Genomic DNA, 17,880 nt, shown 5'->3' on the forward strand with positions numbered 1-17,880 from the left:
CCGCGCGAGACCCCCGCCAAGCTCCCAAGCCGTCAGCAGACGGCGTCAAACCATGGGTAGCGGGCATTCGGCAACAGCCTCCAGAGCGAACGGAATTTCCTCTAGCCGCCGGCTGTGGCCGCCATCCCGGCCACAGCATCCACACCAGCGCCACGCCCTGCATGGCCACCATCACGCCCAGCGCGGTGCGGTGGGCGTCGGCGGGGTAATGCCCGTCAAGATGGGGCCCCTCGGCCAGCGGCGACCAGCCTTCGATGATCACGCCCACCCCATATTGCAGGACGAAACCGGCCAGGGTGGCGAACAGGTTCAGAAGGCTGATCGCCCGCCCCGACAAGGCCGATGGCAGCGCCAGCGACAGCAGCGCATAGGTGAAGATCGGCCCGGCGGTGAACAGGCCATAGGCGATCCACAGTGCGCGTGACACGCCGGGCGAGGGTGCCAGCAGCAGCATTGCCTGAACCACGACGAAGCCGGTGGTGGTGGCGGCCATGGTGGTCCACAGGCTGATGCCGCGGCGTTGCAGGCGGTCGGCGATCAGGCCGAAACCCAGTTGCCCGGCCACGATCGCCATGGCCAGCCACATCAGGGTGGTGGCCGCCGGCACCGGCGCCAGCCGGTCTACATCCGCCATCCACGCCCCCGCCCACAGGCCCTGATAGGCCAGCCACACGCCTTGCGCCAGAAACGAGACCGGGCCGATCTTCCAGAACACCCGGCTGGTGGCGATGGCCAGCAGGCCGCGAAAGGCGTCGCCGATCGAGGCATGGTCGGTGGCGCCGCGCGCGGCATCCGCACGCGGTTCCGGCACCACCAGCCAGATCACCGCCGCCAGCACCGCGGCGATGGCCGCCAAGCCGAAGAACACATTGTGCCAATGGGTGCGGGCGATGATCAATTCGGTGGGCAGGGTGGCGGCCAGCGCCCCCAGCCCCGCCAGACCCAGCGTGGCACTGTTGGCCAGGGCCAGCCGTTCCGGCCGGAACCATGTGGCGTTCGCCTTGAACGCCGCCGCCCAGCACGCGGCCATGCCCAGCCCGATCAGAAACCGGCCGGCCACCATGCGGCCGAAATCATCGGCGGCGAACAGCACCGCGCCGGCGGCGGCGATCAGCATCAGGCTGCCGACCACACGCCTGGGGCCATAGCGGTCCAGCGCCACGCCGACGAAGATCTGCGACCCGGCGATGGCCGCCAGGAACACCGCCGTCAGCAATCCCAGTTGCTCAGGTCCGATGCCCAGTTCGGCCCGCAGGATCCGCCCGACCACCCCGTTGACGTTGCGAAACATCTCGGACAGCAGATAGGCGGTCATGAAGGGCAGGAACACCAGGGCGATGACCATGGGCCCCCGCCGCATCAGATGATCATGCCGCAAAAGCGGGAATCCCGGATTTCATCACCATGATCGATGTCGGTGAATTGCGCGCCATAGGTGGTCTGTTTCTGCACGCCCCAGTTGGCGCCCATGCCGACCCCGCCGCCGGTCGCGGCCTCGCCTTCGAACATCACCTTGTCGAGCCGCGCGCGCCAGTCGATGAAGCGCATGTTCACCGCCAGACGCGAGGCCATCGGGCCGGGTTTCAGCGGGCTGCTGCGATGCCAGACATTCTTGTTGAACAGAAAGGCGTCTCCCACGTCGAAGGCGTCCTCGTCCTTATGGGCCTCGAACAGCTCGGTCATCAGAATGCTGTTCTCGTCATACACCTTGAACAGCGCCGCCGAGATATCCTCGATCGGCTCCCCCGCGATCAGGCGGGCCGACAGCAGGCTCGACATCTGGAAGTTGCCGCGCGCCGAGAACAGCGTCTCGGGGATATAGGCCATGCCCCCGCCCTGCCCCGCCGGGTCGATCGGGTCGAGCGGAATCCAGATGCTGTAGCCCATATCCTGCGGCCGTATGAAGCGGAACGACAGCGAGCCGTAATGCCACGGAAAGCCGTTGCGCTCGCTGTTCAGCTCGAAGCCCTGGGCCTCGGTCATGATCAGCCTTGTGCCGGTCAGCGTGCCCAGGGTCTTGCGGAAGGCGCGGGCGGTATAGACCGACTTGAAGATCGCGGTCTCGCCCAGCGCATAGGTCAGGCGCCGGAAGGTGTCGCCATAAGTGGCGCCGATATCGCGGGCGGCAACCACGGTTTCCAGCGCCTGGGCGCGCAGCGCCTCGGTGCAGTCGGGCGTCAGCAGACCGCGCAGCCTGATATAGCCCTTGTCGCGAAATCCCGCGATGTCGTCGGCGGTCAGCGGGATCGGGTTGACCAGCACGCGATCGGGTGCCTGATCGGCCGGCGGGATATCCGCCGCGGCGCGCGCCAATGTCGCTGGCCGGTCTGTCGCTGGCCGGTCTGTCGCTGGCCGGTCTGTCGCTGGCCGGTCTGTCGCTGGCCGGTCTGTCGCTGGCCGGTCTGTCGTCTGTGCATCCATCGTCTTGCATCCCGTTCCGGAAAGGGGCCCGCCGGCGGCAGGCCCGGTGGCGTTCGAACGATGTCTCAGGCGATTGATTTCGCGCCGATGACAGCACAAAATATGTTGTTATTCAACTATTAGTTATGGTCAAGCCAGACCAGTTGACGGGCCGTGCCCGGATATGCGCCACTCGACGCCACCGAACCGCCCGCGCCTGAGGCCGTACCCGAGGATGTAAGCCCGATGCCGCTGCCACGCCGCCAGCTTCCCGCCACCATTCCGCTGCCCGGGCTGGATGCGCCGGCAGAGATCCGTGTCGACCGGTATGGCGTGCCGCATATCCGGGCGTCGTCGGAGCGCGACGCCTTCATGGTTCAGGGCTTCAACGCCGCCCGCGACCGGTTGTGGCAGATCGACATCTGGCGCAAGCGCGGGCTGGGCCTGCTGACCGCCGATTTCGGCCCCGGCTATCTGGCGCAGGACCGGGCGGCACGGTTGTTTCTGTATCGCGGCGACATGGCGGCGGAATGGGCTGCCTATGGTGTGCCGGGGCTTCGCGATATCGTGACCGCCTTCACCGATGGCATCAACGCCTATGTCGCCGTGACCGAGGCCGACCCGTCGCTATTGCCGCCGGAATTCGGGGCCACGGACACCCGCCCGGCGCGCTGGGCACCCGAGGATGTGGTCCGCATCCGCAGCCATGCCCTGGTGCGCAATCTGACCTCCGAGGTGATGCGGGCCCGGCTGCTGGTCCGCGCCCGGCGTCTGGCCGGGGATGCGGGTGCCGCCGCCGACGATGCGGCGGCGCTGGCCATCGACCTTGCCCGCCGCTCGATCGCCCCCGCCCATGACATCGCCGTGCCCGACGGGCTGGACCCTGAGGATATCGGACCGCGGGTGCTGGATGCGTTTCTGCTGGCGACCGCGCCGGTCACCTTCGATGCCGAGCGGCTGGCGGCGACCCCCGATCAGGCCGAACGCTGGTCGCGGGTCGATGGGCTGGGCGAGGTGGTGTCCGTGCCCGAGGGCATGCCGATCCCGACGGTCGAGGGCTCGAACAACTGGGCGGTTGCCGGCCATCGCACCGCCACCGGCCGGCCGCTGCTGGCCAGCGACCCGCATCGCGCCTATGGCCTGCCGTCGCTGCGCTATGTGGCGCATCTGACGGCGCCGGGACTCGACATCATCGGTGCCGGCGAGCCGGCGATGCCGGGCATCGCCATCGGCCATAACGGCCATGCCGCCTTCGCGCTGACCATCTTCCCGGCCGATCAGGAAGATCTGTTCGTCTGCGAGACCAGTGCCATCGACCCCGATCTCTATCGACGCGGCGACGACTGGGCGCGGATGACGGTGGTGCGCGAGACGATTCCGGTCCGCGGTTTCCCCGCCGCTGTGGTCGATCTGCGCTTCACGGCCCATGGTCCGGTGATCTTCGAGGACGGCCCGCGTCGCCGCGCCTTCGCGGTCCGCACCGTGTGGTCGGAACCGGGCAGCGCGCCCTATCTGGCCAGCCTTGGCTATCGCCATGTCCGCAGCCCCGAAGACTATGCAGCGGCGCTGGCAAGCTGGTCGGTGCCGTCGACCAATCATGTCTATGCCGATATCGATGGCCAGATCGCCTGGATCGTTGCCGCGAAACTGCCGGTGCGGCCGGCCTCCGACGGGCTGCTGCCGGTGCCTGGCGATGGTCGTTACGACTGGTCGGGCTTTCATGATCCGGCGGATCTGCCGCGCAGCATCGATCCGACCGCGGGCTTCGTCGCCACCGCCAACGAGATGAACCTGCCAGACGGCCCGGCGCGCGACCGGGGCTTCGGCTTCGAATGGCTGGAGCCGTTCAGGGCAACCCGCATCCGCCATGTCCTGTCGAGCGATGCCGCACAGGATGTCGACACGGCCGCAGCCCTTCAGGGCGATGTCTGGTCCGAGCCGGCGACGCGCATCTGCCGCCACCTGCCGGCCGCCGCCGCGGCGGCGGGCACGGTCGATGCCGACACCCGCCTGGGCCTGGATCTGCTGACCGGCTGGGATCATCGTCTGACCCTGGCCACACCGGCGGCGCTGGTGTTCGAGATCTGGTGGCAACGGCATCTGCGCCCGGCCCTGCTCGACCGCGCCACCGCCGACCCGGTGCTGCGGCAATTGATCGAGCCCGGCGACCCGGAAACCCTGCTCGACCATATCGATGACGACGCCAGGTGCCGTGATGCCTGCCTGCTGCCGACACTCAGCGCCGCCGTCGCCGAATGCCGCGACCGTTTCGGCGACGACACCGCCGCCTGGGACTGGGGATGCGTCCATCACGGCTATTTCGAACACCCGCTGTCCCGCATCGACGCCGCCGGTGCCATGGGCACCGATCGTTTGGATATCGGGCCGCTGCCGGTCGGCGGATCGGGCGCCACGGTGATGAACACCACTTATCGCCCCGATGGCCGGCTGATCATCGGCGCATCCTTCCGCATGGTCGCCGATGTCGGCAACTGGGATGCCAGCCGCTTCGTCAACGCCCCCGGTCAGTCGGGCGATCCGGCCTCGGCGCATTACGCCGACCATGCCGGGGTCTGGGCGGAGGCGTCGCTTCTGCCCCTGCTCTACAGCGCCGAGGCGGTGGATGCCGCGACCGAACTGGTCATTCATCTGGTGCCGACACCGCAAGCGTCTTGACCACATCCGCATGTGCCGTAGACTTTCATCGCCAAGTGCGGACATGTCCGCCCAGAAAAAGCAACAGCGCCGCCAGATCATGGCCGGGCCATGCACCGGCCCATGGTCAATCCTTCTGTATTCCAAACACTGTTCCAGATCTTTCAGGTGATCTGGTCAGGCCGCGATCATCCGTGCACCGACCCTCCCGGTTCTTGTCTGCTGCCGTTTCGATTGCCGTTTGACTTCACCGCCTGCCGATCGGAACCCGAGAGGAAAGCCTCCCCCATGCCCGCGACACAAACGACCGCCAGTCCGGCCACCGCCAGCCAGACCGCCGCCTATAGCGATATCCTCTACGACGTGGCCGACCGGGTCGCAACGATCACCCTGAACCGGCCCGATCGACTGAACGCCTGGACCCAGGTGATGGAAGACGAGATGCGCGACGCGCTGCTGCGTGCCGAAGCCGATGATGCCGTGCGCGCCATCGTCATCACCGGCGCCGGCCGTGGCTTTTGCGCCGGCGCCGATATGGGCCTGCTCAGCGGCGCCGTCGCCAGCCAGGGCAGCGCCGCCCCGCGTGAGGCGGCCGAGGCGACGCCGTCGGATGATTTCGACCAGAAATTCAGCTACATGCTGAAGGTCCGCAAGCCGATCATCGCCGCGATCAACGGACCGCTGGCCGGCATCGGGCTGTGCATGGTGCTGTTCACCGATCTGCGCTTCATGGCCGAGGGCGCGCGTCTGACCACCGCCTTCGCCCGCCGCGGCCTGATCGCGGAACATGGCAGCTCGTGGATGCTGCCGCGGCTGATCGGCAACATGAACGCGCTCGACCTGCTGTTCTCGGGCCGTCTGGTCGATGCCGCCGAGGCCGAGCGTCTGGGTCTGGTCCGCCGCCTGCCGGCCGAGGGCTTCCTCGACGCGGTCACCAGCTATGCCCGCGACCTCGTTACCGCCTCGTCGCCGCGCTCGATCGGCGTGATCAAGCAGCAGGTCCATACCGGCATGTTCCAGTCGCTGGCCGAGGCCTGGAACGACGCCAACCGGGCAATGGAAGACAGCTTCCACACCGAAGACTTCCGCGAGGGCGTCAACCACTTCGTCGAGAAGCGCGCGCCGGCCTTCACCGGGCGCTGAGCCTTCATCTGACGGTGGCGTGATCCCATCACGGGCAGTGCCCGGCAAGGGGGGCTAGTCCAGCCCCACCTTGCCCGGCGCCCAATAGGCCTTGGCCCTTATCCGCGACGCGGCCACGCCCGCCGTCTTCAAGGCGCGGCTCAGACGCTGGATCGAGGATGCCTTGCCGGTCAGAATGATATCGGTACGGCCTGCGGCCAGCCGCAACAACTCGGCCTCGATCGCCGTCAGATGGCTGTCATCGGCGGCACGCCCGATCGCCGTGGCCGTGCCGAGCCCGATGGCTGCCAGCACGGTCTGTGCCTCGGCCAGGTTCGATACTTCAAGCAGATAGCGCACACCGGCCGCATGCGGACCGTGGTGAAGGGCCGCCGCCAGCGCGAACGAGGTTTCGTCGCCGAACAGAACCACCGGCGTTCCGATCTCGGACAGATCCAGCGACCGGCGCGGTCCGACGAAGGCGCAGGTGTCGCCTGCACCAAGGCCACTGGCCCAAAGGCTGCCTGGACCATCGCCATGGGCAAAGGCGAGCAGGCGGGTCCGGCCGCGTTCGGCATCCCAGGACATCGGCGTATACGTCCGTGAGCTGAGACCGGATCCCATCGCGATCTGAATCTTCTGACCGGGCACCCAGGCAACGGCCTTGAGCGCCTCTCCCTCCAGATCGATCAGCCGGAATCGGGGTGCCGGCATCTCGACAGCGGCGACACGCGCCGGACGCATCAGCCAGCGGATCAATGTTCGGGTCACCCGGCCGGGCGGCGGGGCGGCGGGGCGGCACGCTGCGACACATCTGCTGCCTGGGTCAAAGCCTCGTTCCTTTCAGCGCGACGGCAGCGGCACCGTCGTGCGGATCGCCTGATCCTGCCACGCGCGCCGATCGAACCGTTGGCATCAGATTAGCGAGTGGCGGCCCCGGCCACATTCCGCAAACGTGACATTGTCTTGCGATTTTTGGACAAACCAGATTCGTCCGGCCGATGTGAACGACCATACGGCTGAACGACCATACGGCTGAACGGCCGTCCGACGGTCGGGCAGCCTGGAGCGATTTTCGCGCCGTCTGGTTCACGAAAATCACTCTAAGTTATTCGTTTATCGAGCATCTTTACCCGATCAGGTGGTTCCACCTGATCGGGATCTGCTCTATACCAGCCCGGTGAACCGCAATTGCGCCAGCACCTGATCGGCTTCGGCTTCGGCGCCGACCATGGCGAGGGCATTGCGAACCATGCCTTCGGCGATGCGGGCCGGCGCGATGCGGCCGTCGGGGCGATACCAGCTATGCGCCCAGATGATCATGCCGGCGAGCGCCAGCGCGGTGACGCGGACATCCGCCACACGCAGGCTGCCATCGGCGATGCCGTCGGCGATGATGCCGGTCAGGATGCCGTCGAAGGCGCGCTGCATCTCGTTGATGCGGATGCGGCTGTCATCCGGCAGATGGCTCTGCTCGCGGGCATGGATGGCAATGTGCTGCTGATTGTCCAGCACCACGCCGGTGAAGCCATGGGCGACCGCGGCGATCTTGCCCACCGGATCCAGCGGCGTTGCCGCCACCCGCTGCACCAGATCCAGCGACATCTCCACCGACCGTTCGCAGATCGTCGACAGGATCTGGGTCTTGCCGGTGAAGTGGTCATAGATCGACGCCTTCGACATCGACAGCCGTTCGGCCAGATCATCCAGCTTGGTGCGGGCATACCCTTGAGTGAAGAACAGATCGGCCGCCATTCGGATGATCAGCGCGCGTTTGAACTCCCGAACGTCGTCCCGCATCTCGGCGTCGTCTCCCTGTCTTGTCCGGTTCTGGCGCGCCGGATACTACGCGCCCGGCAAGCGTCTGTCTTGCGCCGCAAAAGCCGCCGATCACCGCCGCACGGGTGCGGCCGGCGGCTGCCGCATCGCCATGCACGCCGTCGGCCTGCCGGAATATGACCTGTGGCTTGACTTCGATGGTACCAGACATTACCCATGGAAAACCCATGGGTTTTCTTTTCGGTCGCCTGGGTTTCCGCATGCGTCAGGATCCTGCTGGTTGGCAGGGATCGATGGCCGCGCGTGACACCCGACAGGCCGGCGATGAAACCCCGGGGACAGCCCGGCCAACGGGCGGATCGTTCGGGAGGAAACAGATGGAGATCGTGATCGCGGCCCCCGCAGCCGATGCGGGGACGGCATGAGCGCGGTGCCGCGCGCAGGTCCGGCCGCCGGGGGCGGCAGCGTCCTGAAGATGGCCGACCGTCTCAACACGGCGGTCGCCCTGGTGGCGGTGTGGCTGGTGCCGGTGATGGTGGCGGTGACCATCATGGATGTGGCGCTGCGGCTGCTGGCCGGACGGGCGACGCTATGGGCGTTCGATGCCACCGTCCAGCTCTATGCAGCCCATTTCCTGCTGCTTGGCGGCTATACCCTGATGCGCAGCGGCGGCCATGTTGGCGTCGACATCCTGCGGGAGCATGCGGGCCCGCGTCTGGGTCTGGTGATGGACCTGCTGGGCTGGCTGGTGTTCTTCTTTCCCTTCGCCCTGGTGATGGTGCTGTGGAGCTGGGATTTCATGCTGAAATCCTGGGCGATCTATGAAACCTCGCCCGGTGTCGCGGCGCTGCCGGTCTATCCGATCAAGACCCTGTTCTTTGCCGGCACCGTGCTGCTGCTGATCCAGGGCTTGGCGGAATTCATCCGCTGCATCGGCCAGGGACTTGCCCGGATCGGGGGGGCGCTGATCCGATGACCCTGTCCCCCGAACTCTTCACCATCCTGATGTTTGCGGGCCTGCTGGCCGGCCTGCTGCTGGGCCATCCGCTCGCTTTCGTGCTGGGCGGGCTGGCCGTGCTGTTCGCCGCCATCGGCCCCGGCATCCAGGCCTTCGGCATCGTCATCAACCGGGTCTGGGGCCTGGCCGACAGCTATGTGATGGTCGCGATCCCGATCTTCGTGTTCATGGCGCGCCTGCTCAGCGACAGCGGCATCACCGACCGGCTGTTCCATACCCTGCGCCTGTTGTTCGGCCCCATCCCCGGCGGGCTGAATTTCGCGGTCATCATCATCTCGGTGCTGCTGGCCGCCACCACCGGCATGGTCGGCGCGTCGCTGGCGGTAATGGGTGTGCTGGCCCTGCCGGCGATGATGGCCTATGGCTATCGCAAGGAAACCAGCACCGGCGCCATCGCCGCCGGCGGCAGCCTGGGCATTCTGATCCCGCCCAGCATCATGCTGGTGGTGATGGGCGGCTATGCCTCGCTCTCGGTTGGCAAGCTGTTCGCGGCCGCCCTGATCCCCGGGCTGCTGCTGGCGGTGTGCTATGCGCTTTATGCCGGTATCCTGTGCTGGATCCGCCCGGAATACGGCCCGCCGGTCTCGCCCGAGGAACGCGCGCAGACCTCCACCGGCCGCCTGCTGCTGATGCTGCTGAAGGAAGTGGCGCCGACCATGCTGCTGATCCTGGGCGTGCTCGGCTCGATCTTCGCCGGCATCGCCACGGTCACGGAGGCCGCATCGATCGGCGCCCTGATCGCGCTTCTGATCATCATCGCCTATGGCCGGTTCAACTTGCGGATGCTGAAGGTCGCGGTGCTGGAAACCGGCGTCACCACCGCGATGGTGATGTTCGTGGCCATCGGCGCCACCGCCTTCACGGGCATCTTCGTCGCCGGCGGCGGCATGGGCGTGGTGCAGTCGTTCTTCAATGATCTTGAGATCGGCCGCTGGGGCACGTTCGCGCTGCTGATGTTCGCGGTGTTCATCGCCGGGATGTTCCTCGACTGGCTGGGCGTGATCCTGATCTGCTTCCCGATCTTCCTGCCGATCGCGGCCACGCTGGGCTTCGACAAGCTGTGGTTCGTGATGATGATCGCGATCTGCCTGCAGACCTCGTTCCTGACGCCCCCGGTCGGTTATGCGCTGTTCTATCTGAAGGGCGTGGCGCCCCCCGGCATCACCACCATGCACATCTATCGCGGCGTCGTGCCCTTCGTGCTGATCATCCTTGGCGTGATCGGGCTGTGCGCCGTCTTCCCCGGCATCGTCACCTGGCTGCCCGGCCGGATCGGCTGATGCCGTCGCACCGACACCAACGATAAAGCCGTCCACAACAAGTCCACAACAAATGGACGCCTCGGAGGAAACACCCCATGTCGACCACCATCAGCCGCGGCCTCGGGCTGCTGCTCGGCGCCACGGCGCTCACCCTCTCGGCCGGCGCCGCCATGGCGCAGACCACCATGCAGATGACCACCACCTGGACCAGCGGCATCAACCTGATCGAAGGCGACAAGAAATTCGTCGAGATCGCCAACAAGCTGACCGGAGATGACCTGAAGATCCAGTTCTTCGAGGGTAACACGCTGGTGCCATCCACCCAGGTCTTTGATGCGGTGCAGAGCAACACGATCAGTGCCTCGGCCGACTGGCCCGGATACTGGGCGGGCAAGGATTCGGCGTTCGGCCTGCTTGGCAGCTATCCCATGCTGTTCACCGCCGCCGACTATATCCTGTGGACCCAGCAATGGGGCGGCTTCGATGCCTTCCAGGAAGCCTACGGCAAGTTCGGCATGGTCTATCTGCCCTATGCCGTGGTGTCGATGGAATCCGGCTTGCGCGCCAAGAGCCCGATCCCGACCCTCGACGACATGAACGGCAAACGCATCCGCATGTCGGGCCGCGCGCAGGGCGAGATCCTGAAGCGTCTGGGCGCCGCCCAGACCCAGATCGCCGGCGGCGAGGTCTATCAGGCGCTGGAGCGCGGCGTGGTCGATGCCGCCGAATTCTCTGGCCCCGGCGTCGATTTCGGCATGGGACTTCAAGAGGTCACGCAATACTGGATGACGCCGGGCTGGCATCAGCCGGGCTCGATGACCGGCGTGATGATCAACAAGGACTTCTGGGACAAGCTGCCCAAGGACGTTCAGGAGAAGTTGAAGATCGCCGCCGACGCCACTCTCACCTGGTCGCTGGGCTATTTCGAACATGATGCCGTGGCGGCGGTGCGCAAGTTCAAGAAAAGTGGCACCGAGGTCGTACAACTGCCCGACGCCGACGTCGCCCGGCTTCAGGAGATTTCCAATCAGGCTCTGGTCGAGGAGGCCTGCGCCAATCCGCTCTTCGCCAAGATCGCCGCATCGCAGGTGACGTTCATGGCCGATTATGCCGAATGGCGCGGCATGGCGGGTGAATTCGCCATGGGACGCAACCTGAAGACGCTGCCGGATGTCGACAAGCTGAAGTCCTGCGCGGGCTGACACGCCACCCCCGCGGGGGTATCTGAACGGCTGCCCACCGGCCACCCGCTCGTGCTGCGAGCGGGTGGCCGGATCAGATGGGCCGCCGGTTCTTCGCGTATGTGAAAGGGTGCAGATGCCTGCGTCTTCAAGGCCCGCCGTCGTGCTTCCCGAGGTTCAGGCGGCCGGCGGCCTGACCATCGATCTGCTGTTCGCCCGCCAGTGCCGCCGCACGCCCGACGTCCCGGCCCTGGCCGACGCGCATGGCGGCGTGTGTCACAGCTACGCGACCCTGGCCGACCGTGTCGCGCGTCTGGCCGGCTGGCTGACCGGCGCGGCCGGGCTGAAACATGGCGACCGGTTTGCCGTGCTGTCCGAGAACCGCTCCGAATATGTCGAGCTGCTGCTGGCCGCTGCCGCCACCGGCACCATCCTGTCGGCGCTGAACTGGCGGCTCGCGGTGCCGGAGGTGGCCCATTGCCTGGGGCTGGTTGAGCCTGCCCTGGTGGTGGCGAGCCCGCGCCACACGGCACTTCTGGACGCGGCAACCGCCGATATGGCCGCCATCCGCCGGCTGGAGTTCGGCCCGGAATTCGAGGCGATCGCAACCGGCGGCCCGGTTCCGGAGCTGCCCTCGGTGACCTCACCCGAGGACGGGCTGGTGATCCTGTACACCAGCGGCACCACCGGCAATCCCAAGGGTGCGCTGATCAGCCATCGCGCCGAGATTGCCCGCACGGGGGTGATGGCGATCGATCATCATCTATCGCCCGGCCGCGGTTTCGTCGCCTGGGCACCGCTGTTCCACATGGTCTCGACCGACCAGGTGCTGGCAACCCTGACCCGCGGCGGCAAGGTCACCGTGGTCGACGGCTATGATCCGCAGGCGATCGTCCGGGTCGTGGCCCGCGAGCCGATCGGCTGGCTGGTGCTGATGCCGGGCATGATCGAGGATTTTCTCACCCACTGGCAGGCGGCCGGCCAGATCTCGCCGGATGTGATGATCATCGGCTGCATGGCCGATCTGGTGCCGCTGGCCCAGATCCAGGCGGTGACGCGCGCCTTGAACGCCCCTTATGTCAACAGCTTCGGGTCGACCGAAACTGGCGCCGCCCCGGCCTCCGCCTCGGTGATCGGCGTGGGCGAGATGCCACAGGGGCTATCAAAACGGCAGAGCGCGCTCTGCGCGCTGCGGCTGGTCGATGCCGACGACAACGAGGTGCCGGACGGCGAACCCGGCGAGGTGGCGTTGCGCTCGCCGGCGCTGTTCTCCGGCTATTGGAACAATCCGGAGGCGACCGCGGCCGATTTCCGCGGTGGCTGGTTCCATATGGGCGACATGTTCGTCCGCAATCCCGATGGCAGCCTCGATTTCGTCGACCGGCGCAAATATCTGATCAAATCCGGCGGCGAGAACGTGTATCCGGCCGAAATCGAACGCCTGATCCTGTCGCTGTCGGCGGTGCGCGAGGCGGTGGTGGTCCGCACGCCCGATGCGCGCTGGGGCGAAGTGCCGGTGGCGGTGGTGGCGGCCAGTCCCGACATCACGGCCTGCGACATCATGGCGCGGCTGAACGGCAGCCTCGCGCGCTACAAGCTGCCCAAGGCGGTGGTGTTCATCGATTACGAGGAATTCCCGCGCTCGACCACCGGCAAGATCAAGCGCCACGACGTCGAAGCCCTGCTGGCCGCCCGTGGATTGTTGAAGGGCGCATGACCGCGCCGATCAGGAGCGAATGACATGAGCGACACACCTGCCGATGCCGGCTTCGTCGACGGCTTCGCCGAGGGCGCCGTGCTGCTGGAACGCCGCGGCCCTGTCGCCTGGGTGCGGATGAACATGCCCGATCGGCGCAACGCCCTGGGCCTGGACCTCACCGCCGGCCTCATCCGCGCGCTCGACGCGGTCGAGGCCGATGCCGGCTTCCGGGTGATGGTGATCACCGGCAGCGGCAAGGCATTCTCGGCCGGCGGCGATCTGGCCCTGTTCAAGGGACTGGTCGGCGGCGACGATCTGGACGGGTTCGACCGCTATCTTGAACGCGGCCGCGCGATGTTCACCCGCATCGAACAGTTCCGCCGGCCGGTGATCGCCGCGGTCAACGGCGTCACGGTCGCGGGCGGACTGGAGCTGATGCTGACCGCCGATCTGGTCTATGCGGCGGCGAGCGCGCGCATCGGCGATGGCCATGTGAAGTTCGGGGTCATCCCCGGCGGCGGCTCCACCGCGCGGCTGTCGCGGCGGCTGCCGTTCAACGTGGCAAGCGATCTGCTGCTGACCGGGCGGCTGGCCGATCCGGTGGAACTGGCGGCCCATGGTCTGATCAATGCCGTGCTGCCCGGCGACCAGCTTGAAGCCCATGTCCAGCAGACGGCGCTGCACATCGCCGGCCACAGCACCGACGGTCTGGCGCGGATCAAGGCGCTTCATGCCCGAGCCCGTGATCGCGGGCTCGATGATGCGCTGGCGACCGAGGTGCGGGCGCTGCTCGACTATGCCCGCGGCCCCGATCTGCTGGAAGGTCTGACCGCCTTTGTCGAGAAGCGCGCGCCGCGCTTCACCTGAGGCCATCGGGGCGGCTACTCTGGCGGCCGCGTCGGGCTTGTCGGTCGGGCACGCCGCGTGTTCCGTCAGCGATCGCCCCTGTCTAGGTCTCCGGATGTCCGCCCCCACAACCCCCCGCCCTGCCGCGCCCATGCGCGGCAGGCAACGGGTCTCGCCGTTCTCACCCGGTGCCCCCGTCCAGCCATTGTGGAAGCCGTTCATCGCCTTTCTGGTGCCGATGGTGGCGAGCAATCTGTTGCAGGGCCTGTCGGGCAGCCTGAACAACATCTATGTCGGCCAGATGCTGGGGGTCAGCGCCCTTGCCGCGGTGACGTCGTTCTTTCCCATGCTGTTCTTCATGATCTCGCTGATCATCGGCATCGGCGCCGGTGCCTCGATCCTGATCGGCCAGGCCTTCGGTGCCGGTGATGCCAGCCGGATCAAGGCGATCGCCGCCACCTCGCTGACCGTGGTATTGATCATGGGCGTGCTGGTCGCCATTTTCGGCGGCATGCTGACCCGGTCTCTGCTCACCCTGCTGGGCACGCCGCCCGACGTGCTGCCCGACGCCATCGCCTATGCCCGGATCATGCTGATCGCGGCGCCCGGGGTTTTCGTGTTCCTGCTGGCCACATCGATGCTGCGTGGTGTCGGCGATACCATTACGCCGCTAAAGACGCTGGGGCTGTCGACCGTGATCGGCATGATCCTGACACCTGCCTTGATCGGCGGCTGGATCGGCCTGCCGCCCGCCGGCGTTACCGGCGGCGCCTGGGGTTCGGTGATCTCGATGACCATCGCCATGACCTGGATGACCGCTCATCTCAGGCGCAGCAACCATCCGCTGGCACCCGACCGGGTGTTTCTGAAGGCGATGGGCATCGACCGGGTGCTGCTGGGCCGGGTGCTGCGCATCGGCCTGCCGACCGGCGTGATGCTGGTGCTGATCTCGACCTCGGAAATCCTGATCCTGTCGCTGGTCAACCGCTTCGGATCGGATGCGACGGCGTCTTATGGCGCCATCACCCAGGTGATCAATTACGTCCAGTTTCCAGCCATCTCGATCGGCATCACCGCCTCGATCTTCGGAGCGCAGGCGATCGGCGCCGGCCGCACCGACCGGCTGCCCGCCATCCTGCGCACGGCGCTGATGCTCAACCTGCTGCTCACCGGCTCGCTGGTGGTGCTGGTCTATATCTTCACCGGCCCGCTGCTCGGCCTGTTTCTGGCCGATCCGGCGGTGGTGGCGCGGGCGCGCGGCCTGCTGCACATCGTGGTCTGGGCGCTGGTGATCTATGGCATGGGCATGGCCACATCCAGCCTGATGCGCGCCAGCGGCGACGTGCTGGTGCCAACCGCCATTTCGGGCACCGCCATCCTGCTGATCGGCCTGCCGATCGGCTGGTATCTCTCAGGGCCCATGGGGCTTGAGGGCGTGTGGATGTCCTATCCGATCGCCTTCTGCCTGCTGGCCGCAGGACAGGCCGCCTACTATCACCTTGTCTGGAAGCGCCGGCCGATCCGCAGACTGGTCTGACCGCCGGCCGGCCCCCCGTATTGACGCCGGCGCCTCCGCGCACCAGTTCTTCAGGCATGATCGTCCATCCTGACCCTCTGCCGGCGCCCGGCCTCAGCCGCCGCCGGCTCTTCGCCGCTGGCGCGCTGACCGTGGGCGTGATGTCGCTGCCGCGCCCGCTGCGGGCGGCGATCGGCACAGCCGCGGCCCCGTTCGACGCGGCGGCGCGCGACCGCCTGATCGATCAGGCCCGCAGCTTTCCCACCCTGCACAGCCTGATCCTGGCGCAGGGCGAGGAGGTGCTGATCGATCACGCCCTGCGCGGCCCCACGACCGATCGGCCGGTGAACGTCAAATCGCTATCCAAGACCGTGATCGCGTTGCTGGTCGGCATCGCCATCGACCGGGGCGTGCTGACCGGCACCGATCAGCGCGTGGCCGATCTGCTGGGTGATCAGATGCCGGCCGATCCCGACCCTCGGCTTGCACACCTGACCATCGGCCATCTGCTGTCGATGCGGGCCGGGCTGGAGCGGACATCCGGGCCGAATTACGGCCGCTGGGTGCAAAGCGGCAACTGGGTGCGGTTCGCGCTCGCCCGCGACTTCGTCGACGAACCGGGCGGGCGCATGCTCTATTCCACCGGCAACACCCATCTGCTGTCGGCAATCCTGACGAAAGCCGCCCGGCGCAGCACGTTTGCACTCGCCCGCGACTGGCTGGGCGATCCGCTCGACATCACCATCCCGCCCTGGCCGACCGACCCGCAGGGGATCTATTTCGGCGGCAATCAGATGCTGCTGTCACCACGCGCGGTGCTGGCCATCGGCCAGATGGTCCGGCGTGGCGGCACCACCGCCGATGGCAACCGCGTGGTGTCGGCCGACTGGATCGCCACAAGCTGGCAGCCGCGCGCCACCTCTCCCTATACCGGCGATGCCTATGGCTATGGCTGGTTCATGCGCGAGGTCGGCGGCCTGACCGGCCATTACGGCTGGGGCTATGGCGGCCAGATGCTGTATGTGGTGCCCGATATCGGCCTTGTGGCGGTGGTGACGTCGGATGACGACGTGCCATCGGGCCGCACCGGCTATGTCCGCGAGTTGCACGGGCTGATCGGCGATGCGGTCACCGCCATCGCCTGACGCCCCACAGCGGCCATGTGCGAAAATCGATCATCGAGATTGATAATCACTCGCATGCCACATACCCTGCGCCGTGTTTTCATCCGCAGGTCGGAACCGGCTCATGGCCCCCACGAAATCCGCAGAGCTGTCCGTTGAGGGCGGCCGGCTGGTGCAGAGCTTCCAGGCCTGCTATGGCGAGTTGCTGCGTTTTCTGCACCGGCGGTGTGGGGATCCCGACCGGGCGGCGGATCTGATCCAGGATCTGTATTTCCGGGTCCGGGCCGCCGAGGCCGAGGGACGCGTGGTCGATGATCCCCAGGCCTATATGCGGCGGATCGCGGTCAATCTGGTGACCGACGGCCACCGGCGCGACGCGCGGCTGCGGCGTGAGCACGGCGAGGAGGCCGAGGCACTGGCGGTCGCCTGCACAGCACCCCTGCCCGACCAGGCCGTGGCGGCGCGCGAACGGTTGAGAGTGCTTGACGCGGCCCTGGCGGCGCTGCCTGATAAGCCCCGCCAGGCCCTGCTGCTCCATCGCGTCGAGGGGCTGGCCCAGGCCGAGATCGCCCACCGGCTGGGGGTGTCGGAAAGCATGGTGATCAAATACGTGGCCCAGGCCCTGAGGCATTGCCGCGACTGGCAACGCCGGGTCGAGGATGGTGGAGAGTGACCATGCCCACGCCATCCGCGCCCGCGACTGCCAATGACACCATGACCGACGATCTCTCGGATGCCGCCATCGACTGGCTGGTGCGGGTGCGTATGGGGGCAGCCGACGCCGGTGATTTCGCCCGTTGGCGTGCGACCAGCGCCGCCCATGATGCCGCCGCGATCGAGGCCGAGGCCCTGCTCGACGATGTCGGCGCCACCGCCACCGCCACTGCCTTCGGTGCGGGTGCAACCATCCGGCCCTTGTCGCGACCGCAACCCGAATCGCGACCGCAACCCGAACCGCGACCGGCGCTCAGCCGCCGCCGGCTGCTGACCGGTGCGGCGGCAGCCGGCGTGGTCGCGGCAGCCGGTGGCGGGGCGTGGATGGCCACCGGCCCGGATGCCGGCGCCCGGATCGCGGCCCTGCTGACCGGCGCCGAAACCACCGGCCATGGTGAACGCAGGTCGCTCGATCTGGCCGATGGCAGCCGGGTGACCCTGGCCGGCTGGTCGGCGATCCGCGCCGATCTGTCGGGCACCACCCAGGGCAACGAGTCCAGGTTAACGCGCTTGCAGAGCCGCCATGAGGTATTGTGTGTCCCACGTAGCAAGTTTGCGCCTGGC

Annotated in this window: 16 protein-coding genes; 12 read left to right on the top strand and 4 right to left on the bottom strand. The window is 67.3% G+C overall.

All coding sequences use genetic code 11. From position 1 onward, the window contains the following. Positions 1 to 1,345 (bottom strand): MFS transporter (locus IEW15_RS22170; protein ID WP_188582079.1); only part of this gene is annotated, 1,345 nt, incomplete at its 3' end. Between the two features lie 14 nt (positions 1,346 to 1,359). After that, entirely contained in the window at positions 1,360 to 2,313 is a 954-nt protein-coding gene (locus tag IEW15_RS22175) for a phytanoyl-CoA dioxygenase family protein (RefSeq protein WP_188582081.1), read from the bottom strand. On the opposite strand from IEW15_RS22175, the gene IEW15_RS22180 reads away from it, so the two are divergent. The 3 genes from IEW15_RS22180 to IEW15_RS22190 all read left to right on the top strand — a co-directional run bounded on the left by IEW15_RS22180 (position 2,313) and on the right by IEW15_RS22190 (position 6,198). Continuing rightward, positions 2,313 to 2,498, top strand: coding sequence for a hypothetical protein (locus tag IEW15_RS22180; RefSeq protein ID WP_188582082.1), 186 nt, complete (start codon positions 2,313 to 2,315; stop codon positions 2,496 to 2,498). The two genes, IEW15_RS22175 and IEW15_RS22180, sit on opposite strands and share 1 nt — an antisense overlap. Before the next feature lie 148 nt (positions 2,499 to 2,646). Next, the gene (locus IEW15_RS22185; protein WP_188582084.1) at positions 2,647 to 5,076 is read left to right on the top strand and encodes a penicillin acylase family protein; all 2,430 of its coding nucleotides are present in this window, start codon (positions 2,647 to 2,649) and stop codon (positions 5,074 to 5,076) included. 267 nt (positions 5,077 to 5,343) lie between these two features. Beyond that, on the top strand, positions 5,344 to 6,198 hold the full coding sequence (locus IEW15_RS22190; RefSeq protein WP_188582085.1) for an enoyl-CoA hydratase: 855 nt from the start codon (positions 5,344 to 5,346) through the stop codon (positions 6,196 to 6,198). Between the two features lie 54 nt (positions 6,199 to 6,252). On the opposite strand, the gene IEW15_RS22195 is transcribed toward IEW15_RS22190, so the two are convergent. Further along, on the bottom strand, positions 6,253 to 6,765 hold the full coding sequence (locus IEW15_RS22195) for a siderophore-interacting protein (RefSeq protein WP_229708511.1): 513 nt from the start codon (positions 6,763 to 6,765) through the stop codon (positions 6,253 to 6,255). A 579-nt stretch (positions 6,766 to 7,344) separates the two neighbouring features. Next, a complete protein-coding gene (locus tag IEW15_RS22200) occupies positions 7,345 to 7,977 on the bottom strand; it encodes a TetR/AcrR family transcriptional regulator (RefSeq protein ID WP_188582087.1) in 633 nt (210 codons plus the stop codon). Positions 7,978 to 8,431: 454 nt separating this feature from the next. Here IEW15_RS22200 and IEW15_RS22205 point away from each other — a divergent pair, with 454 nt between their 5' ends. From IEW15_RS22205 to IEW15_RS22245, 9 genes are all read left to right on the top strand, one after another. Then, a complete protein-coding gene (locus tag IEW15_RS22205) occupies positions 8,432 to 8,932 on the top strand; it encodes a TRAP transporter small permease subunit (protein ID WP_229708513.1) in 501 nt (166 codons plus the stop codon). After that, on the top strand, positions 8,929 to 10,254 hold the full coding sequence (locus tag IEW15_RS22210) for a TRAP transporter large permease (RefSeq protein WP_188582091.1): 1,326 nt from the start codon (positions 8,929 to 8,931) through the stop codon (positions 10,252 to 10,254). The genes IEW15_RS22205 and IEW15_RS22210 overlap by 4 nt, the downstream gene beginning before the upstream one ends. Positions 10,255 to 10,331: 77 nt before the next feature. After that, positions 10,332 to 11,438 (top strand): TRAP transporter substrate-binding protein DctP, encoded by a 1,107-nt coding sequence (gene dctP, locus IEW15_RS22215; RefSeq protein WP_188582093.1) that lies wholly within the window; start codon positions 10,332 to 10,334, stop codon positions 11,436 to 11,438. Between the two features lie 115 nt (positions 11,439 to 11,553). Further along, positions 11,554 to 13,134 (top strand): class I adenylate-forming enzyme family protein, encoded by a 1,581-nt coding sequence (locus tag IEW15_RS22220; protein ID WP_188582095.1) that lies wholly within the window; start codon positions 11,554 to 11,556, stop codon positions 13,132 to 13,134. A gap of 24 nt (positions 13,135 to 13,158) precedes the next feature. Beyond that, complete coding sequence (locus IEW15_RS22225; protein WP_188582098.1) at positions 13,159 to 13,983, top strand: enoyl-CoA hydratase/isomerase family protein; 825 nt, start codon at positions 13,159 to 13,161, stop codon at positions 13,981 to 13,983. A gap of 130 nt (positions 13,984 to 14,113) precedes the next feature. Then, positions 14,114 to 15,499, top strand: coding sequence for an MATE family efflux transporter (locus tag IEW15_RS22230; protein ID WP_229708515.1), 1,386 nt, complete (start codon positions 14,114 to 14,116; stop codon positions 15,497 to 15,499). A gap of 56 nt (positions 15,500 to 15,555) precedes the next feature. After that, positions 15,556 to 16,623 carry a serine hydrolase domain-containing protein gene (locus IEW15_RS22235; RefSeq protein ID WP_229708517.1) on the top strand — a complete coding sequence of 356 codons (1,068 nt, stop codon included), beginning with the start codon at positions 15,556 to 15,558 and terminating at the stop codon, positions 16,621 to 16,623. Between the two features lie 103 nt (positions 16,624 to 16,726). Next, the gene (locus IEW15_RS22240) at positions 16,727 to 17,275 is read left to right on the top strand and encodes a sigma-70 family RNA polymerase sigma factor (protein ID WP_188582101.1); all 549 of its coding nucleotides are present in this window, start codon (positions 16,727 to 16,729) and stop codon (positions 17,273 to 17,275) included. Positions 17,276 to 17,277: 2 nt separating this feature from the next. Next, a partial coding sequence (locus IEW15_RS22245) for a DUF4880 domain-containing protein (protein ID WP_408999447.1) occupies positions 17,278 to 17,880 on the top strand: 603 nt, incomplete at its 3' end.

The organism is Tistrella bauzanensis, from assembly GCF_014636235.1.
Lineage (GTDB): Bacteria > Pseudomonadota > Alphaproteobacteria > Tistrellales > Tistrellaceae > Tistrella > Tistrella bauzanensis.